Origin of the sequence: Pseudomonas sp. (assembly GCF_017744435.1) — a bacterium.
Lineage (GTDB): Bacteria > Pseudomonadota > Gammaproteobacteria > Pseudomonadales > Pseudomonadaceae > Aquipseudomonas.
The window spans coordinates 73064-93039 of record NZ_JAGIBG010000011.1 but is presented as its reverse complement, the minus strand read 5'-3'; the positions used below and the strand labels follow the sequence as shown (position 1 = coordinate 93039).

Annotated in this window: 15 protein-coding genes; 10 read left to right on the top strand and 5 right to left on the bottom strand. The window is 63.5% G+C overall.

The window, feature by feature from the left end; all coding sequences use genetic code 11:
• Positions 1-261: 261 nt before the first annotated feature.
• A complete protein-coding gene (locus J7573_RS10165) occupies positions 262-699 on the bottom strand; it encodes a hypothetical protein (protein ID WP_103446039.1) in 438 nt (145 codons plus the stop codon).
• Between J7573_RS10165 and trmL the strand changes: the two genes are divergently transcribed.
• The gene (trmL, locus tag J7573_RS10160; protein WP_110633097.1) at positions 698-1159 is read left to right on the top strand and encodes a tRNA (uridine(34)/cytosine(34)/5-carboxymethylaminomethyluridine(34)-2'-O)-methyltransferase TrmL; all 462 of its coding nucleotides are present in this window, start codon (positions 698-700) and stop codon (positions 1157-1159) included. The genes J7573_RS10165 and trmL overlap by 2 nt on opposite strands.
• A 162-nt stretch (positions 1160-1321) precedes the next feature.
• On the opposite strand, the gene secB is transcribed toward trmL, so the two are convergent.
• The 3 genes from secB to J7573_RS10145 are packed head-to-tail and all read right to left on the bottom strand — an operon-like array spanning position 1322 to position 2517.
• Entirely contained in the window at positions 1322-1807 is a 486-nt protein-coding gene (secB, locus tag J7573_RS10155) for a protein-export chaperone SecB (protein ID WP_103446040.1), read from the bottom strand.
• 40 nt (positions 1808-1847) lie between these two features.
• A complete protein-coding gene (gene grxC / locus J7573_RS10150) occupies positions 1848-2102 on the bottom strand; it encodes a glutaredoxin 3 (RefSeq protein ID WP_167064546.1) in 255 nt (84 codons plus the stop codon).
• Position 2103: 1 nt separating this feature from the next.
• Complete coding sequence (locus tag J7573_RS10145; protein WP_294333909.1) at positions 2104-2517, bottom strand: rhodanese-like domain-containing protein; 414 nt, start codon at positions 2515-2517, stop codon at positions 2104-2106.
• A gap of 206 nt (positions 2518-2723) precedes the next feature.
• Between J7573_RS10145 and gpmI the strand changes: the two genes are divergently transcribed.
• The 4 genes from gpmI (at position 2724) to J7573_RS10125 (ending at position 7886) form a co-directional block, all read left to right on the top strand.
• Positions 2724-4259 carry a 2,3-bisphosphoglycerate-independent phosphoglycerate mutase gene (gpmI, locus tag J7573_RS10140; protein WP_294333907.1) on the top strand — a complete coding sequence of 512 codons (1536 nt, stop codon included), beginning with the start codon at positions 2724-2726 and terminating at the stop codon, positions 4257-4259.
• A gap of 141 nt (positions 4260-4400) precedes the next feature.
• Positions 4401-5696, top strand: a complete 1296-nt coding sequence (locus J7573_RS10135; RefSeq protein ID WP_294333904.1) for a murein hydrolase activator EnvC — start codon at positions 4401-4403, stop codon at positions 5694-5696.
• 79 nt (positions 5697-5775) lie between these two features.
• On the top strand, positions 5776-7110 hold the full coding sequence (locus tag J7573_RS10130) for a S41 family peptidase (protein WP_294333901.1): 1335 nt from the start codon (positions 5776-5778) through the stop codon (positions 7108-7110).
• Positions 7111-7118: 8 nt separating this feature from the next.
• Positions 7119-7886, top strand: a complete 768-nt coding sequence (locus J7573_RS10125) for a divergent polysaccharide deacetylase family protein (protein WP_294333899.1) — start codon at positions 7119-7121, stop codon at positions 7884-7886.
• A gap of 201 nt (positions 7887-8087) precedes the next feature.
• Here J7573_RS10125 and J7573_RS10120 read toward each other — a convergent pair whose 3' ends face one another.
• Positions 8088-10034: a BCCT family transporter gene (locus J7573_RS10120; RefSeq protein ID WP_294334019.1), complete on the bottom strand. Its 1947-nt coding sequence runs from the start codon at positions 10032-10034 to the stop codon at positions 8088-8090.
• A 533-nt stretch (positions 10035-10567) separates the two neighbouring features.
• Here J7573_RS10120 and betI point away from each other — a divergent pair.
• The 5 genes from betI (at position 10568) to mscK (ending at position 19850) form a co-directional block, all read left to right on the top strand.
• Positions 10568-11224 carry a transcriptional regulator BetI gene (gene betI, locus J7573_RS10115; RefSeq protein WP_294333898.1) on the top strand — a complete coding sequence of 219 codons (657 nt, stop codon included), beginning with the start codon at positions 10568-10570 and terminating at the stop codon, positions 11222-11224.
• A 37-nt stretch (positions 11225-11261) separates the two neighbouring features.
• Positions 11262-12734, top strand: a complete 1473-nt coding sequence (betB, locus tag J7573_RS10110; protein ID WP_110633071.1) for a betaine-aldehyde dehydrogenase — start codon at positions 11262-11264, stop codon at positions 12732-12734.
• A 78-nt stretch (positions 12735-12812) separates the two neighbouring features.
• Complete coding sequence (gene betA / locus J7573_RS10105) at positions 12813-14510, top strand: choline dehydrogenase (protein ID WP_294333894.1); 1698 nt, start codon at positions 12813-12815, stop codon at positions 14508-14510.
• Between the two features lie 253 nt (positions 14511-14763).
• Positions 14764-16506, top strand: coding sequence for a potassium/proton antiporter (locus tag J7573_RS10100; RefSeq protein WP_294333891.1), 1743 nt, complete (start codon positions 14764-14766; stop codon positions 16504-16506).
• Between the two features lie 35 nt (positions 16507-16541).
• Positions 16542-19850 carry a mechanosensitive channel MscK gene (gene mscK / locus J7573_RS10095; protein ID WP_294333888.1) on the top strand — a complete coding sequence of 1103 codons (3309 nt, stop codon included), beginning with the start codon at positions 16542-16544 and terminating at the stop codon, positions 19848-19850.
• The last annotated feature ends 126 nt before the right edge of the window (positions 19851-19976 follow it).

Genomic DNA, 19976 nt, shown 5'->3' with positions numbered 1-19976 from the left:
GCACAAATCCCCTCAAAACCCGGCCAAATCACCCTGAAAGCCCAGTATTCACAGGCTTTGCAAAACTGGCACGCCCCCTGCAATAGCTAATACATACCCAGTTTCGGGGGCCCTGGTACAGGCAGGCCGGGTGACCCCTCTTTTATTTGCAGTAACGCCGCTTTCGGGGACCTCGGTACAGGCAGGCCGGGCCATCCCCTCTTTAATTCGCTGTAAGCCCTTTTGGGGACCTTGGTACAGGCAGGCCGAGATATCCCCTTTTTATTCGTGCAGTTTCACCTGCACCCGCCAACGCCCAGCGTCCTCTGCACCGGCCCATTCGCCGTGCAGAGGGCGCGCGGCAATCACCGTCAGCAACAGCCCCTTGTCACTCTTCTGCAAACGCCAGCCGACCGGCTTGCCCTGCAGGTCCAACTGACCACGCTGCGCCTTGCCCTCGGCCTCGAACAACAGCGCCACGGTACCTTCGACATTTTCGCCATGCAGTTTGGGCTCTTCGTTGAACCACAGGTCCAGGCCATCCTGCACCACTTCAACCTGCTCCAGCACATGCTCATCCGGGGCAGTCAGGCGGCCTATCATCAGGCCTACCAATACGCCGAACAGCGCCAGGGATAGCAGCATGCGCGGCCAGGCCTTCGAACGCAGGTCGGGTTCGGGGGTAGAATGCTCGTCATCTTCACGTTTGGAGCCGTGCATGTTTCACGTCATCCTTTTTCAACCAGAAATTCCGCCGAATACCGGCAACATCATCCGCCTCTGCGCCAACAGCGGTTGCGCCCTGCACCTGATCGAGCCGATCAGCTTCGAACTGGACGACAAGCGCCTGCGCCGTGCCGGGCTGGATTACCACGAGTATGCCACGCTCAAGCGCCACGAAAGCCTGGCCGGATGCCTGGAAAGCCTGGGCAATCCACGGCTGTTCGCCTTCACCACCAAGGGCTCGCACCCGTTCCATGAGGTGGCTTATCAGCCCGGTGATGCGTTCCTGTTCGGGCCAGAGAGCCGCGGCCTGCCGGCCGACGTGCTGGACAGCCTGCCGGCCGAGCAACGCCTGCGCCTGCCGATGCGGCCAGGGTGCCGCAGCCTGAACCTGTCCAATACCGTGGCGGTGACGGTGTATGAGGCCTGGCGGCAGAACGGCTTTGCCGGTAGCTGATCTCTAACCTGTACCGGCCCTTTCGCGGGCATGCCCGCTCCCACAGAGACCGCGCAAAACTTGAAGGTTGTGCAGTATCTGTGGGAGCGGGCGTGCCCGCGAAGAGGCCGGTACAGGCAACAAAAAAGCGCCCCGAGAGGCGCTTTTTTGATACCGGCAGAATTACTGCACGGTCGGGGTTTCGCCAGCTTCCTGCATGCGCTGCAGCTCTTGCGCGTACAGGGCATCGAAGTTGACCGGCGACAGCATCAGGGCCGGGAACGAACCGCGGGTCACCAGGCTGTCCAGGGTTTCACGGGCGTACGGGAACAGGATGTTCGGGCAGAACGCGCCGAGGGTGTGGCTCATCGACGAAGCGTCGAGGTTCTTGATCAGGAAGATGCCAGCCTGCTGGACTTCAGCGATGAAGGCCACTTCGTCGCCGTTCTTGACGGTCACCGACAGGGTCAGCACCACTTCGTGGAAGTCGCCTTCCAGGGCCTTCTGCTTGGTGTTCAGGTCCAGGGCAACGCTCGGCTCCCAGGTCTGACGGAAGATCTGCGGGCTTTTCGGGGCTTCGAACGACAGGTCACGCACGTAGATACGCTGCATGGAGAACTGAGGGCTGTTGTCTTCTGCAGCAGCGCCGTTGGTCTGTTGGTCAGTCATGGCAGATCCTTAATCCTAATGTTTTTGAATGCAGTGCAAATCAGGCCGCCAGCAGCGCGTCGAGCTTGCCCGCGCGCTCCAGGGCAAAGAGGTCATCGCATCCACCGACGTGGGTGCTGCCGATCCAGATCTGCGGCACCGAAGTACGGCCGGCCTTCTGGCTCATCTCGGCGCGAACCTGCGGCTTGCCGTCGACCTTGATTTCTTCGAAGGCCACGCCCTTGCTCTCGAGCAGGTACTTGGCGCGCATGCAGTAGGGGCAGTAGTCGCTGGAATAGACGATGACGGGCTTCATATCACTTCACCAGGGGCAGGTTATCGGCTTTCCAGCTGGAAACGCCACCGCTCAGTTTGGCGGCAGTGTAACCGGCCTTGATCAGCTCGCCGCAGACCGCGCCGGACTGCTGGCCCATCGCGTCGACGACGATCAGGGTCTTCTCTTTGTGCTTCTCGAGCTCGCTCATGCGGTTGGCGATCTTGTCCTGCGGAATGTTCAGCGCACCGACGATGTGGCCGGCGGAGTACTCCTTGGAAGGACGAATGTCGATGACCAGTGCCTTGTCGGCATTGACCAGCGCGGTCAGCTGGCCGTTGCTCAGGCTCTGGCCGCCGCGGCGCAGTTCATTGACGAGCAGTGCAACCAGCAGAACCACGAAGATCGCCACCAGGATGTAGTGATCTGTCGCGAATTGAATCAGGTGAGCAACCATCAGCGGTGTTCCAGGCGATTGAAAATGCCGGCCAGTATACACAGCCCCCCAGTACCACCAAAGCCCGAAGGGTCGGCGGTAAAAGTACCTTCATGTTACCGGGTTGTCCGCGCCGGTCGGGCAAGAGGACGATTATTCGCCGTTGATGGCGCATTTGCCCTAAAATGCGTGTCTTTATCATCTTTGAACAACCGTGAGTTTGATTGATGACGAGTACGCCCAAACCCCTGGTCCTGATCATCCTGGATGGATTCGGCCACAGCGAAAGCCCCGAATACAACGCCATCTATGCCGCCAACACACCGGTCTATGACCGCCTGCGCGCTACCAAGCCGCATGGCCTGATTTCCGGATCAGGGATGGATGTCGGCCTGCCGGACGGGCAGATGGGCAACTCCGAAGTCGGTCACATGAACCTCGGCGCGGGTCGCGTCGTCTACCAGGACTTCACCCGGGTGACCAAGGCCATCCGCGATGGCGAGTTCTTCCAGAACCCGGTGCTCACCGGCGCGGTGGACAAGGCTGCGGGCGCCGGCAAGGCCGTGCACATCCTCGGCCTGTTGTCCGACGGTGGTGTGCACAGCCACCAGGACCACCTGATCGCCATGGCCGAACTGGCCGCTCAGCGCGGTGCCGAGAAGATCTACCTGCACGCCTTCCTCGATGGCCGTGACACCCCGCCACGCAGCGCCCAATCGTCGATAGAACTGCTCGACGCGACCTTCGCCAAGCTCGGCAAGGGCCGTATCGCCAGCCTGATCGGCCGCTACTTCGCAATGGACCGCGACAACCGCTGGGACCGCGTTAGCGCGGCTTACAACCTGATCGTCGACAGCGTTGCCGACTACACCGCCGACACCGCGCTGGCAGGCCTGGAAGCCGCCTATGCCCGCGAAGAGAATGACGAATTCGTCAAGGCCACGCGCATTGGCGAGGCGGTCAAAGTCGAAGACGGCGACGCCGTGATCTTCATGAACTTCCGCGCCGACCGCGCCCGCGAGCTGTCTCGCGCCTTCGTCGAACCGGACTTCAACGAATTCCCGCGTGCCCGCCTGCCGAAGATGGCCGCCTACATCGGCCTGACCCAGTACTCGGCAAAAATCGCCGCGCCGGCAGCCTACGCCCCGTCCAGCCTGAACAACGTGCTCGGCGAGTACCTGGCGAAAAACGGCAAGACCCAGCTGCGCATCGCCGAAACCGAAAAATATGCACACGTCACGTTCTTCTTCTCCGGTGGCCGCGAAGAGCCGTTCGAAGGCGAAGAGCGCATCCTGATCCCGTCGCCAAAGGTCGCCACCTACGACCTGCAGCCCGAGATGAATGCCCCTGAAGTGACCGACCGCATCGTCGAAGCCATCGAGCAGCAGCGTTTCGACGTGATCGTGGTCAACTACGCCAACGGCGACATGGTCGGCCACACCGGCGTGTTCGAGGCTGCCGTCAAAGCAGTCGAAGCCCTGGATACCTGTGTCGGGCGTATTGTCGAGGCACTGGACAAGGTCGACGGCGAAGCACTGATCACCGCCGACCACGGCAACGTCGAGCAGATGGAAGACGCGTGCACCGGCCAGGCGCACACGGCGCACACCAGCGAGCCGGTACCGTTCATCTATGTCGGCAAGCGCAAGGTGAAAGTCCGCGAAGGCGGCGTGCTGGCGGACGTGGCGCCGACCATGCTGAAACTGCTGGGCCTGGAAAAGCCGGCAGAAATGACCGGTACTTCGATCCTGGTCGACGCCTGATTCGGTGTGCTGGGGCCGCCTTGCAGCCCCTTTGCACACGAATTCCGGACAAACGCCCCGCTGCCCCCGCAGCGAGGCGTTTTTTTTGCCTGCCCGCACGGGCATACTAGGCCAGTCTCCATCCTTGGTACGCCAAACCCCATGCTACGCGCCCTGATCCCTTTAGCCCTGTCCTGCCTGCTCAGCCCGGCCTTTGCCGATGAGCGCGCACAGACCCAGCAGCAACTGGACGCCACCCGCCAGGACATTGCCGAGCTCAAGAAGACGCTGGGCAAGCTCCAGGAAGAAAAGGCCGGCGTACAAAAAGACCTCAAGGCCACTGAAACCGACATCGGTAATCTGGAGAAGCAGGTGGAGGCCCTGCAACAAGAACTAAAAAAGACCGAGGGCGAGCTGGAGCGCCTTGATACCGAGAAAAAAAAACTCCAGAGCGCCCGCGTTGAACAACAACGACTGATCGCCATCCAGGCCCGTTCGGCCTACCAGAACAACGGCCGCGAGGAATACCTCAAGCTGCTGCTCAACCAGCAGAACCCAGAGAAATTCGCGCGCACCCTGTCCTATTACGACTACCTGAGCAAAGCGCGCCTCGAGCAGCTCAAGGCATTCAACGAGACCCTGCGCCAACTGGCCAGTGTCGAACAGAACATTTCCCGCGAGCAGGAACAACTGCTGGCCCAACGCGCTGACCTCGACACCCGCCGCCAGGCGCTGGACGCCGAACGTGGCAAGCGCCAGCAGGTCCTGGCCAAGCTCAACAGCGACGTGAAAGACGGCGACCAGAAGCTGCAGGCCCGCCAACAGGACCAGGCCGACCTGGCCAAGGTGCTCAAGACCATCGAAGAAACCCTGGCCCGCCAGGCCCGCGAAGCCGAAGAAGCGCGCAAGAAAGCCCTGCTCGCCCAGCAGGAAGCCGAGAAACGCCGCCAGCAGGAAGCCCTGGCCGCCCGCGCGGACAAGGAAGAAGCCGAGCCGCCGAAAAAGGCTCGCACCACCCTCGGCCCGCTGGTTTCCAGTGACGGCGCCAGCTACGGCGGTGCATTTTCTGCGGCACGGGGAAAACTTCCCTGGCCGGTCAATGGTCGATTGCTGGCACGCTTTGGTGACGCACGCGGCAGCGATGCCCGGGCCAAGTGGGACGGCGTGATGATCAGCGCCAGCCCCGGCACCCAGGTACACGCGGTGCACGGCGGGCGCGTGGTGTTTGCCGACTGGTTGCGTGGCGCTGGACTTCTGGTCATTCTCGACCATGGTAATGGTTACCTGAGCCTGTACGGCCACAACCAGAGCCTGCTCAAGAGCGCCGGCGACATCGTCAAGGCCGGCGAGGCCATCTCCACCGTTGGCGACAGCGGTGGCCAGGACAGTGCAGGCTTGTACTTCGCCATCCGCCAGCAGGGCCGGCCTACCGACCCTTCGCAGTGGTGCCGCGGCTGACACATTACATACGGCATGGCGCCAGGCGCTGCGCCGATGCTCCGCAGGGAGCGTTTACAGGATCAGGAGTTCGTTCGACATGCTGCACTCGCCTCGCCTCACCCAGCTGGCCCTGACCATCGCGTTGGCGATCGGTGCGCCCCTGGCCAGCGCCGCGGAGCCGGCGAAAGCCTCGCCAGCCAAGACTGCCGCCGTGCCAGCCACAGAGGTGACTGCCAAGGCGCCACTGCCGCTGGAAGAGCTGCGCACCTTTGCCGAGGTCATGGACCGCATCAAGGCCGCCTACGTCGAACCCGTGGACGACAAGACCCTGCTGGAAAACGCCATCAAGGGCATGCTCAGCAACCTTGACCCACACTCGGCCTACCTCGGCCCAGAGGACTTCCAGGAGCTGCAGGAAAGCACCAGCGGCGAATTCGGCGGCCTCGGCATCGAAGTGGGCCAGGAGGACGGCAATATCAAGGTGGTGTCGCCGATCGACGATACCCCAGCCTCGCGTGCCGGCGTGCAGGCCGGCGACCTGATCGTCAAGATCAACGGTGCACCTACCCGCGGCCAGACCATGACCGAAGCGGTCGACAAGATGCGCGGCAAGATTGGCGAGAAGATCACCCTGACCCTGGTGCGCGACGGCGGCAATCCGTTCGACGTGACCCTTGCCCGTGCGGTGATCCAGGTCAAGAGCGTGAAGAGCCAGCTGCTGGAGAGCGGCTATGGCTACATTCGCATCACCCAGTTCCAGGTCAAGACTGGCGACGAAGTCGGCAAGGCCCTGGCCAAGCTGCGCAAGGACAACGGCAAGAAGCTGCGCGGGGTGATCCTCGACCTGCGCAACAACCCCGGCGGCGTACTGCAGTCGGCAGTGGAAGTGGCCGACCACTTCCTGACCAAGGGCCTGATCGTCTACACCAAGGGCCGCATCGCCAACTCCGAGCTGCGCTTCTATGCCGACCCGGCCGACGCCAGCGAAGGCGTGCCGCTGGTGGTGTTGATCAACGGCGGCAGTGCCTCGGCCTCGGAAATCGTTGCAGGCGCCCTGCAGGACCAGAAGCGTGCCGTGCTGATGGGCACCGACAGCTTCGGCAAGGGCTCGGTACAGACTGTGCTGCCACTGGCCAACGACCGTGCGCTGAAGCTCACCACCGCGCTTTACTACACGCCCAACGGCCGCTCGATCCAGGCCCAGGGCATCGTCCCCGACATCGAGGTGCGCCCGGCCAAGCTGACCGCCGATGCCAGCGACAACGACACCTTCAAGGAAGCCGACCTGCAGGGCCACCTGGGCAACGGCAACGGCGGCGCCGACCGCCCGACCGGCAGCAGCAAGCGCACCGAGCGCCCGCAGGACAGTGACTACCAGCTGAGCCAGGCCCTGAGCCTGCTCAAGGGCCTGAACATCACCAAGGGCGACTGATCCACTCCATGCGTTATCTGCTGTGTCTGCTGTTCTGCCTGATGGCCGGGGTCGCGCAAGCGGCGCCGGCCGGCAAGGCCTACCTGAGCATCATCATCGACGACCTGGGCCAGAGCGCCGATCGCGACAGCCGAACGCTGGCCCTGCCCGGGCCGGTGACCATGGCGATCATGCCCGATACCCCGCATGCCACCGACTTCGCCCGCCAGGCCCACAAGGCCGGCAAGACGGTAATCCTGCACATGCCCATGGACCCGGCCACCGGGCCCTATGCCTGGCACCCAGGCATCCCGATCGAAGAGCTGGCGCGACGCCTGGACGCTGCCTTGGCCAAGGTGCCGTATGCCGCTGGCATCAACAACCACATGGGCAGCCGCATGACCGCCCAGCGTGAGCCGATGGCCTGGTTGATGGGTGAGCTGCAACGCCGGCACCTGTTCTTCGTCGACAGCCGCACCAGCGCGGCCACGGTCGCTGCGGCCGAGGCACAGGCCCAGGGGCTGGCGCATGTGTCGCGGGATGTGTTCCTCGACGACGTGCGCACCACCGAGGCCATTACCGGGCAGTTGCAGCAGGGCATCGCCCTGGCCCGCAAGCAGGGCTCGGCGGTGCTGATCGGGCACCCTTATCCACAGACCCTGGAAGTGCTCGAGCGTGAGCTGCCAAGGCTCAAGAGCCAGGGTATCGAGCTCATAAGGCTCAAGCAGATGATTGCCGTGCGCAGCAACCTGGCGATGCCGGGGCATGGCAAGAATGGCCGCTATGCCAACCGCTAGAAGAACACGCAAACCCTAGGCTGCACGATCCCTGTGGGAGCGGGTTTACCCGCGAACACGGGCTAAGCCCGTGCCATCCTCCGCGTTGTCTGCTTCGCGGGTGAACCCGCTCCCACAGGAGACGGTTCTACTTCGAGAGGCAGTTAGCCCCATAAAAAAAACCGCTCACAGGAGCGGTTTTTTTGTTTGCCTCAAGAGCAGTCAGCTGTACACACGGCCCAACAACTGGCGGTGGCTTTCGAACTGGTCCAGCACATCACGCACGATCTGCTCCGGCGCAAAGCCCATCAGGTCGTACTCCTGGCTGCCATCGTGCAGGTACACCTCGGCGCGGTAGAAGCGCTGGCGCACTTCCGGCTCGCCTTCCACCGGTGCTTCACTCGGCGCGGCCATGTAGCCGTCCAGGCTCACTTCGTAAACGAACGGGTTGCCCTCGTCCATCATCACCCGCAGGCCCATCATGTTGCGCGACTGGCCGACGCGGGTCTCCACTTCGAAGCCCAGGGTCTGCAGTTGTGTGGCGGCTTCCTTGAGTGCCGGGCTGACCTGCTTGTCCATGAAGCGCTGCACCACGGCCTGGGTCGGCTGCAGGTCCAGCTGGCTCAGGCGCTCGGTGAAGCCGCGGCGGCCACGGGCGGCCAGCTCGGCACGCTCCTGCTCGACGGCCACGTCCTGCTTCATGGCCTTGTACAGGCCGAACATGAACAGCACCAGCACCACCGAGAACGGCAGGCCCGCCAGCACCACCATGGTCTGCATGGCCTCGAAGTTGCCGGCGAACAGCAGGCCGATGGTAACCAGGGTAATGACCACCGACCAGAACACCACCATCCAGTGCGGGGCGTCTTCGTCGACCTTGCCGCCTTTGCACGACAGGTTGGCCATCATCACCGCGCCAGAGTCGGCCGGGGTGAGGAACAGCACGAAGCCGACGAACACCGCCACACCGATCACGATCTTGGCCGCCGGGAAGTATTCCAGCAGCTGGTAGATCGACATCGACGGCTGTTCAAGGGCGGTCTTGCCCAGCTCCACGGCGCCCTGGTTGATCACCAGGTCCAGCGCGGTGTTGCCGAAGATCGACAGCCAGGCCAGGGTGAAGCCCAGCGGGATCAGCAGCACGCCGCTGACCAGCTGGCGCACGGTACGGCCCTTGGAGATACGGGCAATGAACATGCCGACGAATGGGCCCCAGGAGATCCACCAGGCCCAGTAGAACACGGTCCACAGGCCCAGCCAGCGCTCGGACTTGCCCGCTTCGCCTTCATACACATAGAGGTCGAAGGTCTTCAGCACGATGCCGTTCAGGTAGTCGCCGACGTTCTGCACGAAGCCGTTGAGCAGGTGCAGGGTCTCGCCGCCCAGCAGGACGAAGATCAGCAGGCCGCTGAACAGCATGATGTTCAGGTTGGACAGGCGGCGGATGCCGTTTTCCACACCCGATACCGCCGCCACGGTGGCCACGCCGGCCATGACCAGGATCACCACCAGCAGGTTGGTCTTGCTGTGGTCCATGCCGAACAGGTATTCCAGGCCGGACGAAACCTGCATCGAACCGATGCCCAGGTTGGTCACCAGGCCCAGCAGGGTGACGAACATGCCGAAGATGTCCACGGCATTGCCCGCAGCGCCCTTGACCCAGCGCTCACCCACCAGCGGGTACAGCGCCGAGCGCAGTGCCAGCGGCTGGTTGTGGCGGTAGGCGAAGTAGCCCACGGCCAGGCCGACCAGGGCGTAGATCGCCCAGCCATGCAGACCCCAGTGCAGGAAGGTCAGCTGCAGGCCCTGGCGCGCGGCCTCGAGGCTGGCAGAGGTGCCTTCTGGTGGATTGAAGTAGTGGTCCAGCGGCTCGGACGCGCCGAAGTACAGCAGCGAAATGCCGATACCGGAGGAGAACAGCATGCCGGCCCAGGCGCCGTAGCTGAAGTCAGGCTGGTCGTCCTTGCCGCCAAGCTTGAGCTTGCCGTAATCGGAGAAGGCCAGGTAGATGACGAACAGCAGGTAGCCGCCGATCACCAGCATGTAGTACCAGCCGAAGGTGCGCGTCAGCCATTTCTGGGCCACGCCCAGCACCTGGCCGGCGGTTTCGGGTACAGCGATCAACAAGGCAGTCAGAACGAGGATCATCAGCGCGGAGGTGAAGAACACCACGCGGTTGACCCGTACCCTCTCGGCGGGGGGCTTGGTAAGTGAGGCAGAACTCATTGCACGAATGCTCCGGGCAGTACGGCTGTGGAGGCTAATCAGTCTTTCCCGAGCAATTGGTGGAATTCCCCCACTGCATCAGGTGTTATAAAAGCACCCTGGAAACCGCGATCCCGAATCGATACGTTGCAAAAAAACAGACAGGTGGCCTGCTGAAAATGCCACGCCTCAGCTGAGGTGCGCGCATTCGTCACAGATCACCCCGCCCGCTCCAAGGGCCTGTCGCAGGGCCAGTGACCGTACGGCAGAATCTGCATTTCGCATCGCTCATGCCCGTCAACGCCTTGTATTCCGGGGGTTACGCGATTTCCTGGGGTGTCAATCAGTGCCTTCTCGACAGCGTGAAAAACTGTCAATGGCACAAATTGTCGCAGAGCTTATTCTTTATTGATTGAACGTTCAATCAAAACAAAATAGACTGGCCTTCGCCGAGTCAGCCGCCTGTCGTCTGCTCGCAGGCCTGAGGAGATAGCAAGATGCCCAAGGTCGGTATGCAGCCCATCCGCCGCCAGCAGTTGATCGAAGCCACATTGCAGGCGGTCGATCAGGTCGGACTGGGTGACGCCAGCATTGCGCTGATTGCCCGTTTGGCCGGTGTGTCGAACGGCATCATCAGTCACTACTTTCGGGACAAGAACGGCCTGATCGCAGCGACGATGGGTTACATCATGAACATGCTCAACGAAGGCGTTAGAGCACGTCGCCAGGCCCTGACGGACGACAGCCCGCGTGCCCACCTGAAAGTGATCATCGAGGGCAACTTCGATGCCAGCCAGGTGAACGGCCCGGCAATGAAAACCTGGTTGGCCTTCTGGGCTTCCAGCATGCACCAGCCCGATTTGCACAGGTTGCAGCGGATCAACGATCACCGCCTGTATTCCAACCTGTGCTGCCAGTTCCGCCGCGCCCTGCCGCTCTACCATGCGCGCAAGGCAGCCCGCGGCCTGGCGGCCCTGATCGACGGCCTGTGGCTGCGTGGTGCCCTGTCGGGAGATGCATTCGACACCGACCAGGCAGTACGGATTGCATACGAATACATGGATCTACAACTGGCTAAACAGCACACCCTGGACACAACCGACCAGGCCGCTGATCAAGCACGCACGGCGCTTGCCAACCCGGCAGGAGCGTGACGCGCAGCCAACCACACACTGCACTTGCGAGGACACTATGGCCCGTTTCGGAACGCAAAAACTCTACATTGATGGCGCTTACGTCGACGCTGGCAGCGATGCCACCTTCGAAGCCATCAACCCGGCTACCGGCGAAGTCCTCGCCCACGTGCAACGTGCCACCGAGGCCGACGTCGAGAAGGCCGTGGAAAGCGCCGAGCGCGGCCAGAAGGTCTGGGCTGCGATGACCGCCATGCAGCGTTCGCGCATCCTGCGCCGCGCCGTCGACATCCTGCGCGAGCGCAACGATGAACTGGCCATGCTGGAAACCCTGGACACCGGCAAGTCGTACTCGGAAACCCGCTACGTCGACATCGTTACCGGCGCCGACGTGCTGGAGTACTACGCTGGCCTGGTACCGGCCATCGAAGGCGAGCAGATCCCGCTGCGCGAATCGTCCTTCGTCTACACCCGCCGCGAGCCGCTGGGCGTCACCGTCGGCATCGGCGCGTGGAACTACCCGATCCAGATCGCCCTGTGGAAATCCGCCCCGGCCCTGGCCGCTGGCAACGCGATGATCTTCAAGCCTTCGGAAGTCACTTCGCTGACCACCCTGAAACTGGCCGAGATCTACACCGAAGCCGGCCTGCCGAACGGCGTGTTCAACGTCCTGACCGGCAGCGGTCGCGAAGTCGGCACCTGGCTGACCGAGCACCCACGCATCGAGAAAGTCTCCTTCACCGGCGGCACCACCACCGGCAAGAAGGTCATGGCCAGCGCCTCGAGCTCGTCGCTCAAGGAAGTCACCATGGAACTGGGCGGCAAGTCGCCACTGATCATCTGCGCCGACGCCGACCTGGACAAGGCCGCCGACATCGCCATGATGGCCAACTTCTACAGCTCCGGCCAGGTCTGCACCAACGGCACCCGCGTGTTCATCCCGGCTGAAATGAAGGCGGCCTTCGAAGCCAAGATCGCCGAACGCGTTGCCCGCATCCGCGTTGGCAACCCGGAAGACGAGAACACCAACTTCGGCCCACTGGTCAGCTTCCAGCACATGGAAAGCGTGCTGGGCTACATCGCCAAGGGTAAAGAAGAAGGTGCCCGCGTGCTGTGCGGCGGCGAGCGTCTGACTGCCGGTGACTTCGCCAACGGTGCCTTCGTGGCCCCGACCGTGTTCACCGACTGCACTGACGACATGACCATCGTCAAGGAAGAGATCTTCGGCCCGGTGATGAGCATCCTCACCTACGAGACCGAAGAAGAAGTCATCCGCCGTGCCAACGACACCGACTACGGCCTGGCCGCCGGTGTCTGCACCAACGACATCTCCCGCGCCCACCGCATCATCCACCAGCTGGAAGCCGGTATCTGCTGGATCAACGCCTGGGGCGAATCGCCAGCCGAAATGCCGGTTGGCGGCTACAAGCAGTCGGGCGTCGGCCGTGAGAACGGCGTCAGCTCGCTGGCTCAATACACTCGCATCAAGTCGGTCCAGGTCGAGCTGGGCGGCTACAACTCGGTCTTCTAAGGCCCTGTCCAGCCACGCCCGTGCCACTGCGCACGGGCGTTTCCGCTCCCTGATCACCGCCAACACGAGGGTACTCCCATGTCCCAAGAATTCGATTACATCATCGTCGGAGCAGGCTCCGCCGGTAACACCCTGGCTACCCGCCTGACCGAAGACGCCGGCGTTACCGTGCTGCTGCTGGAAGCCGGTGGCCCCGACTACCGCTTCGACTTCCGCACCCAGATGCCAGCCGCCCTGGCCTTCCCGCTGCAGGGCCGCCGCTACAACTGGGCCTACGAGACCGACCCGGAGCCGCACATGGACGGCCGCCGCATGGAATGTGGCCGCGGCAAGGGCCTGGGTGGCTCGTCGCTGATCAACGGCATGTGCTACATCCGCGGCAACGCCAAGGACTTCGACGGTTGGGCAGAGCTGCCAGGCCTGGAAGACTGGACCTACCTGGACTGCCTGCCGTACTTCCGTAAAGCCGAAACCCGCGACATCGGCCCGAACGACTACCACGGCGGCGACGGCCCGGTCAGCGTGGCCACGCCGAAAGCCGGCAACAACCCGCTGTTCCACGCCATGGTCGAAGCTGGCGTGCAGGCCGGTTACCCGCGTACCGAAGACCTCAACGGTTACCAGCAGGAAGGCTTCGGCCCGATGGACCGTTCGGTGACCAAGAACGGCCGCCGTTCCAGCACCGCCCGCGGCTACCTGGACCAGGCCAAGAAGCGCCCGAACCTGACCATCGTCACCCACGCCCTGAGCGACCGTGTGCTGTTCGACGGCAAGCGTGCCGTTGGCGTGACCTACCTGGTCGGCGACAGCGAAGAGCGCGTTGAAGCCCGTGCCCGCAAGGAAGTGATCGTCAGCTCCGGCGCCATCGCATCGCCGCAGCTGCTGCAGCGCTCCGGTGTCGGCCCACGCGCCCTGCTGGAAAGCCTCGAGATCCCGGTCGTGCACGACCTGCCGGGCGTCGGCGAGAACCTGCAGGACCACCTCGAGCTGTACCTGCAGTACGCCTGCACCCAGCCCGTGTCGCTGTACCCATCGCTGCTGTGGTGGAACCAGCCGGCCATCGGCGCCGAGTGGATGTTCAACGGTACCGGTATCGGCGCCAGCAACCAGTTCGAGGCCGGTGGTTTCATCCGCACCCGCCCTGAGTTCGAGTGGCCGAACATCCAGTACCACTTCCTGCCGGTCGCGATTAACTACAACGGCTCCAACGGCGTGAAGGAACACGGTTTCCAGGCGCACATGGGCTCGATGCGCTCGCCAAGCCGTGGCCGCATCCAGGCCAAGTCGAAGAACCCGCGCCAGCACCCGAGCATCCTGTTCAACTACATGGCCACCGAGCAGGACTGGCAGGAATTCCGTGACGGCATCCGCCTGACCCGCGAAATCATGGCCCAGCCAGCGCTGGACCCGTACCGCGGTCGCGAGATCAGCCCGGGCGAGCATGTGCAGACCGACGAGGAACTGGACAAGTTCATCCGCGAGCACGCCGAAACCGCCTTCCACCCATCCTGCTCGTGCAAGATGGGCACCGATGACATGGCAGTGGTCGACGGCGAAGGCCGCGTGCACGGCATGAAAGGCCTGCGTGTGGTCGATGCGTCGATCATGCCGATCATCATCACCGGCAACCTCAACGCCACCACGATCATGATCGCCGAGAAGATCTCGGACAAGATCCGCAACCGCAAGCCGCTGCCGCGCAGCACCGCCAAGTACTACGTGGCCAACGGTGCACCGGTGAAGGGCAAGGCGATGCGTGAGGTGAAGCAGGCGTAAGCCTGCCCCGGCCTCTTCGCGGCTGAAGCCGCTCCCACAGGGTTCGCACAGGTTTTGAAATCTGTGCAGTACCTGTAGGAGCGGCTTTAGCCGCGAAAGGGCCCTCCCAGGCAACACCCGAAAAGGCACCCACCGCGGTGCCTTTTTTTCATCTGCAGAAACGCTTTACAGGCTGCCAATTCATCAGGTTAGAATCATTTGGCACGCGACTTGCGAGTCACCCTCTTCCCGCGATATCCCGGAGTACCTGCCTTTGGATGCCAGCACCATCAACAGCCTGTTTCTGATCGGCGCATTGCTGGTGGGCGCAAGTATCCTGGTCAGCTCGCTGTCGTCGCGTCTGGGCATCCCAATTCTGGTCATCATCCTCGCCGTCGGCATGGTCGCCGGTGTCGACGGTGGCGGCATCATCTTCAACAACTACCCGACCGCCTACCTGGTGGGCAACCTGGCATTGGCCGTGATCTTGCTCGACGGTGGCCTGCGCACCCGGGTGGCGAGTTTCCGTGTGGCACTGTGGCCGGCACTGTCGCTGGCCACCGTCGGCGTGATGATCACCACCGGGCTCACCGGCATGGTAGCCGCCTGGCTGTTCAACCTGAGCCTGATCCAGGGCCTGCTGATCGGCGCCATCGTCGGCTCTACCGACGCCGCGGCAGTGTTTTCGCTGCTCGGCGGCAAAGGCCTGAACGAACGGGTGACCGCCACGCTGGAAATCGAATCGGGCAGCAACGACCCGATGGCCGTGTTCCTTACCGTGACCCTGATCGACATGATCGCCAGCGGCCAGACCGGCCTGCACTGGAGCCTGCTGGGCCACTTGTTGCGCGAATTCGGCATCGGCGGCCTGGTTGGCCTGGGTGGCGGCTGGCTGATGCTGCAACTGGTCAACCGCATCAACCTGGCCGGTGGCCTGTACCCGATCCTGGTGGTCGCTGGCGGCCTGGTGGTGTTCTCGTTGACCAACGCCCTGCACGGCAGCGGCTTCCTCGCCGTTTACCTGTGTGGCCTGGTTTTGGGCAACAAGCCGATCCGCAGCCGCCACGGCATCCTGCACATGCTCGACGGCATGGCCTGGCTGGCCCAGATCGGCATGTTCCTGGTGCTGGGGCTGCTGGTCACGCCCCACGACCTGCTGCCGATTGCCCTGCCCGCACTGGGCCTGGCGCTGTGGATGATCCTGGTGGCGCGCCCCCTGTCGGTGGTCGCCAGCCTGCTGCCGTTCAAGGCCTTCCATGGTCGCGAAAAAGGCTTCATCTCCTGGGTTGGCCTGCGCGGCGCGGTGCCGATCATTCTGGCGGTGTTCCCGCTGATGGCCGGCCTGCCGGACGCCCAGCTGTTCTTCAACCTGGCGTTCTTCATCGTGCTGGTGTCGCTGCTGGTGCAGGGCACCAGCCTGCCGTGGATGGCCAAGCTGCTGAAAGTCACCGTACCACCAGACCCGGCGCCGATTTCCCGCTCGGCGCTGGAAGTGCACGTCACCAGCGAGTGGGAGCTGTTCGTCTACCGCCTGGGCGCGGAAAAATGGTGCATCGGTGCGGCCCTGCGCGAGTTGAAAATGCCTGAAGGCACCCGCATCGCCGCGCTGTTCCGCGCCGAGCAACTGCTGCACCCGTCCGGCAGCACGGTACTGGAAGTCGGCGACATGCTCTGCGTGATCGGCCACGAACATAACCTCCCGGCGCTGGGCAAACTGTTCAGCCAGGCACCCCAGCGTGGTCTGGACCTGCGCTTCTTCGGCGACTTCGTGCTCGAAGGCGATGCCGAGCTGGGCGCGGTGGCCGCCCTTTATGGTCTCAAGCTGGACGGCCTGGACGCGAAAATGCCGCTGGCGCAGTTCATCCGACAGAAGGTCGGAGGCGCTCCAGTAGTAGGTGACCAGGTCGATTGGCACGGCACGATCTGGACCGTGGCGACCATGGACGGGAACAAGATCCAGAAAGTCGGCGTCAGATTCCCCGAGGGAACGCGACCCGGACCAGGATTGTTCCTCTAAACTCCGTTTCTGCCTGATCCACAAGTAGTCTGCCTATGTCCTTGCGCGTGTACCTTCGCACAGCCCTGCTGGGGTTGTGCCTGTCCCTTCCTTTCGCGGTCAACGCGGCGGAAACCCCGACCACCGCCAGCATCCAGAACAGCCTCGACAAGATCGCCGAGCGCAAGCTGCCCGAAGCCGACCAGAAGGCCCTGCAGCAGGTGCTTGAGCAGACCTTGAGCCTGCTCAACAGCAAGGAAGACAGCGAGAAGAAACTTGCCGCGCTCAAGCAGCAGTTGACCAGCGCGCCCAAGGAAACCAGCGACAGCCAGAAAGAACTGGCCAAGCTCAAGGAAAGCAAGCCGCAGCCGGTCGCCCAGCGCTATGCCAGCCTGACCGTGCCGCAGCTCGAGCAAATGCTCAGTGAGCGCAACACCCAGCAGGGCGAGCTGCAGAAGGCGTTGTCCGAGGCCAACAGCCTGATCATCAACTCGCAGACCCGCCCCGAGCGCGCCCAGGCCGAAATCAGCAACAACCAGACCCGTACCCAGCAGATCAACAACAGCCTCAAGAGCGGCAAGGACGGCGGCAAGCCGATCAACGCCGACCAGCGCAACCAGCTCAATGCCGAGCTGGCCTCGCTCAACGCGCTGACCCTGCTGCGCCGCCAGGAACTGGCCGGCAACGGCCTGCTGCAAGACCTCGGCAACGCCCGGCACGACCTGCTGATCGAGCGCGCCGCGCGCCTGGAACAGGAAATCCAGGACCTGCAGACGCTGATCAACGAAAAGCGCCTGGCCCAGTCCCAGCAAGCCGTTACCCAGCAGTCGATCGAAGCGCAGAAGGCTGGCGGCAGCAGCCTGCTGGCCACCGAGAGCGCGGCCAACCTCAAGCTCTCCGACTACCTGCTGAAAAGCACCGACCGCCTCAACGAGCTGACCCAGCAGAACCTGCGCACCAAGCAGCAGCTCGACAGCCTGACCCAGGCCGACCAGGCGCTGGATGAGCAGATCAACGTGCTCAAGGGCAGCCTGCTGCTGTCGAAGATCCTTTACAAGCAGAAGCAGGCGTTGCCGCACTTGAGGGTCGACCGCGACCTGGCCGACCAGATCGCTGATATCCGCCTCTACCAGTTCGAGATCAACCAGCAGCGCGAGCAGATGAGCAACCCGGTGACCTACGTCGACAAGCTGCTGGCCAACCAGCCGCAGGAAGACGTCACGCCGCAACTGCGCAAGGCCCTGCTGGACGTGGCAATCACCCGCAGCGACCTGCTCGAACGCCTGAACCGCGAGCTGTCGGCACTGCTCAACGAATCGATCACCCTGCAGCTCAACCAGAAGCAACTGCTGGGCACTGCCCAGGGCCTGCGCAACACCCTCGACGAGCAGATGTTCTGGATCCCCAGCAACAAGCCGCTGGACTGGGACTGGCTGCGCCTGGTACCGGAACGCTTCCCCGAACAGGTCGCCAGCCTGCCCTGGGGCTCGGGCATCAAGGAACTCGCCGACGGCCTGAGCCAGCGGCCGCTGCTGTTCCTGCCGCTGCTGCTGGCGATCGGCGCCTTGCTGTGGCGGCGCAAGTACCTCTACCAACGGCTGGGCAAGGTGCACCAGGACATCGGCCACTTCCGCCGTGACAGCCAGTGGCACACCCCCCAGGCCATCCTGATCAACATCCTCCTGGCGATGCCGGTGAGCCTGGGCCTGGCGCTGTGCAGCTATGCCCTGCAGATCGACGCCCGCGGGCAGAACGCCAACCTCGGCGCGGCGCTGTGGCAGCTGGCCCAGGCCTGGCTGGTGTTCTACACCGCCTACCGCATCCTCGCCCCCGGTGGCGTGGCGGAAATCCACTTCCGCTGGCACAAGCCACAGGTCGAGTTCCTGCGGGGCTGGGTGCGCCGGCTGGGTACCGTGGTGCTGGCGCTGGTCGGCGTGGTGGCGGTCGCCGAGCACCAACCTTCTGCCCTGGCCGACGACGTGCTCGGCATCGGCGTGGTGCTGACCTGCTACGCGCTGATGGCCTGGCTGCTCAGCCGCCTGCTGCTGAGCAGCCCGGCGCACCGTGACACGTCGCTGTTCCGCAGGGCGGTCGGGGTGGCCTTCACCGCCCTGCCGATCGCGCTGTTCGTGGCCGTGTGCTTCGGCTACTACTACACCGCGCTGAAACTGACCGACCGACTGATCTACACCCTCTACCTGCTGCTGTTCTGGCTGGTGATCGAGGCCGCCTTCGTCCGCGGCCTGTCGGTGGCGGCACGGCGCCTGGCCTACCAGCGCGCGCTGAGCAAGCGCCAGGCCGCCAAGGAAGGGCTGGATGGCGAAGTCATCACCGAAGAACCGACCCTGGACATCGAACAGGTCAACCAGCAGTCGCTGCGCCTGATCCGCCTGGCCCTGCTCGGCGGCTTCATCGCCGGCCTGTACTGGGTCTGGTCGGACCTGATCTCGGTATTCGCCTACCTCAACAACTTCACCCTTTACGAGTACACCAGCGGCACCGGCGCCGCCGCCAGCATGGTGCCGATCAGCCTCGGCGACCTGCTCGGTGCGCTGGTGATCGTCGGCATCACCTTCGCCCTGGCCGGCAACTTGCCGGGCCTGCTGGAAGTGCTGGTGCTGTCGCGCCTGAACCTGGCCCAGGGCAGCGCCTACGCCACCACCACGCTGCTGTCGTACACCATCGTCGGCGTCGGCATCGTCAGCACCCTGTCGACCCTCGGGGTGAGCTGGGACAAGCTGCAGTGGCTGGTGGCCGCGCTGTCGGTGGGCCTGGGCTTCGGTATGCAGGAGATCTTCGCCAACTTCATCTCCGGCATCATGATCCTGTTCGAGCGCCCGGTGCGGATCGGCGACACCATCACCATCGGCAACCTGTCCGGCACGGTGAGCAAGATCCGCATTCGTGCCACCACCATCACCGACTTCGACCGCAAGGACATCATCGTCCCCAACAAGACCTTCATCACCGGCCAGCTGATCAACTGGTCGCTGACCGACACGGTCACCCGGGTGACGCTGAAGCTGGGCATCGACTACGGCTCCGACCTCGACCTGGTGCGCGACCTGCTGCTCAAGGGCGCCCACGAGAACCCGCGGGTGCTCAAGGACCCGGAGCCGATCGTGTACTTCCTCAACTTCGGCGAGAGCTCGCTGGACCACGAGCTGCGCATGCACGTGCGTGACCTCGGTGACCGCAACCCGACGCTGGACGAGATCAACCGCTACATCAATCGTGAGTTCAAGGCCCACAACATCAAGATCTCGGTACGCCAGGTCGAGGTGTTCCTGATGGACCCGAAAGGTGGCAAGCAGCAGTTGATCCCGATGGAGCAACCTAAACCGGATGGCACTGCTTCGGCCTGAACGGGCTCGAATACTTTATCCTGTGCAAATCCCCTGCGAGGGCTCCGCCCTCGTTCGCGGGTAAACCCGCTCCCACAGGGACCGCGCCGGTCTTGAGAACAGCGCTGTACCTGTGGGAGCGGGTTT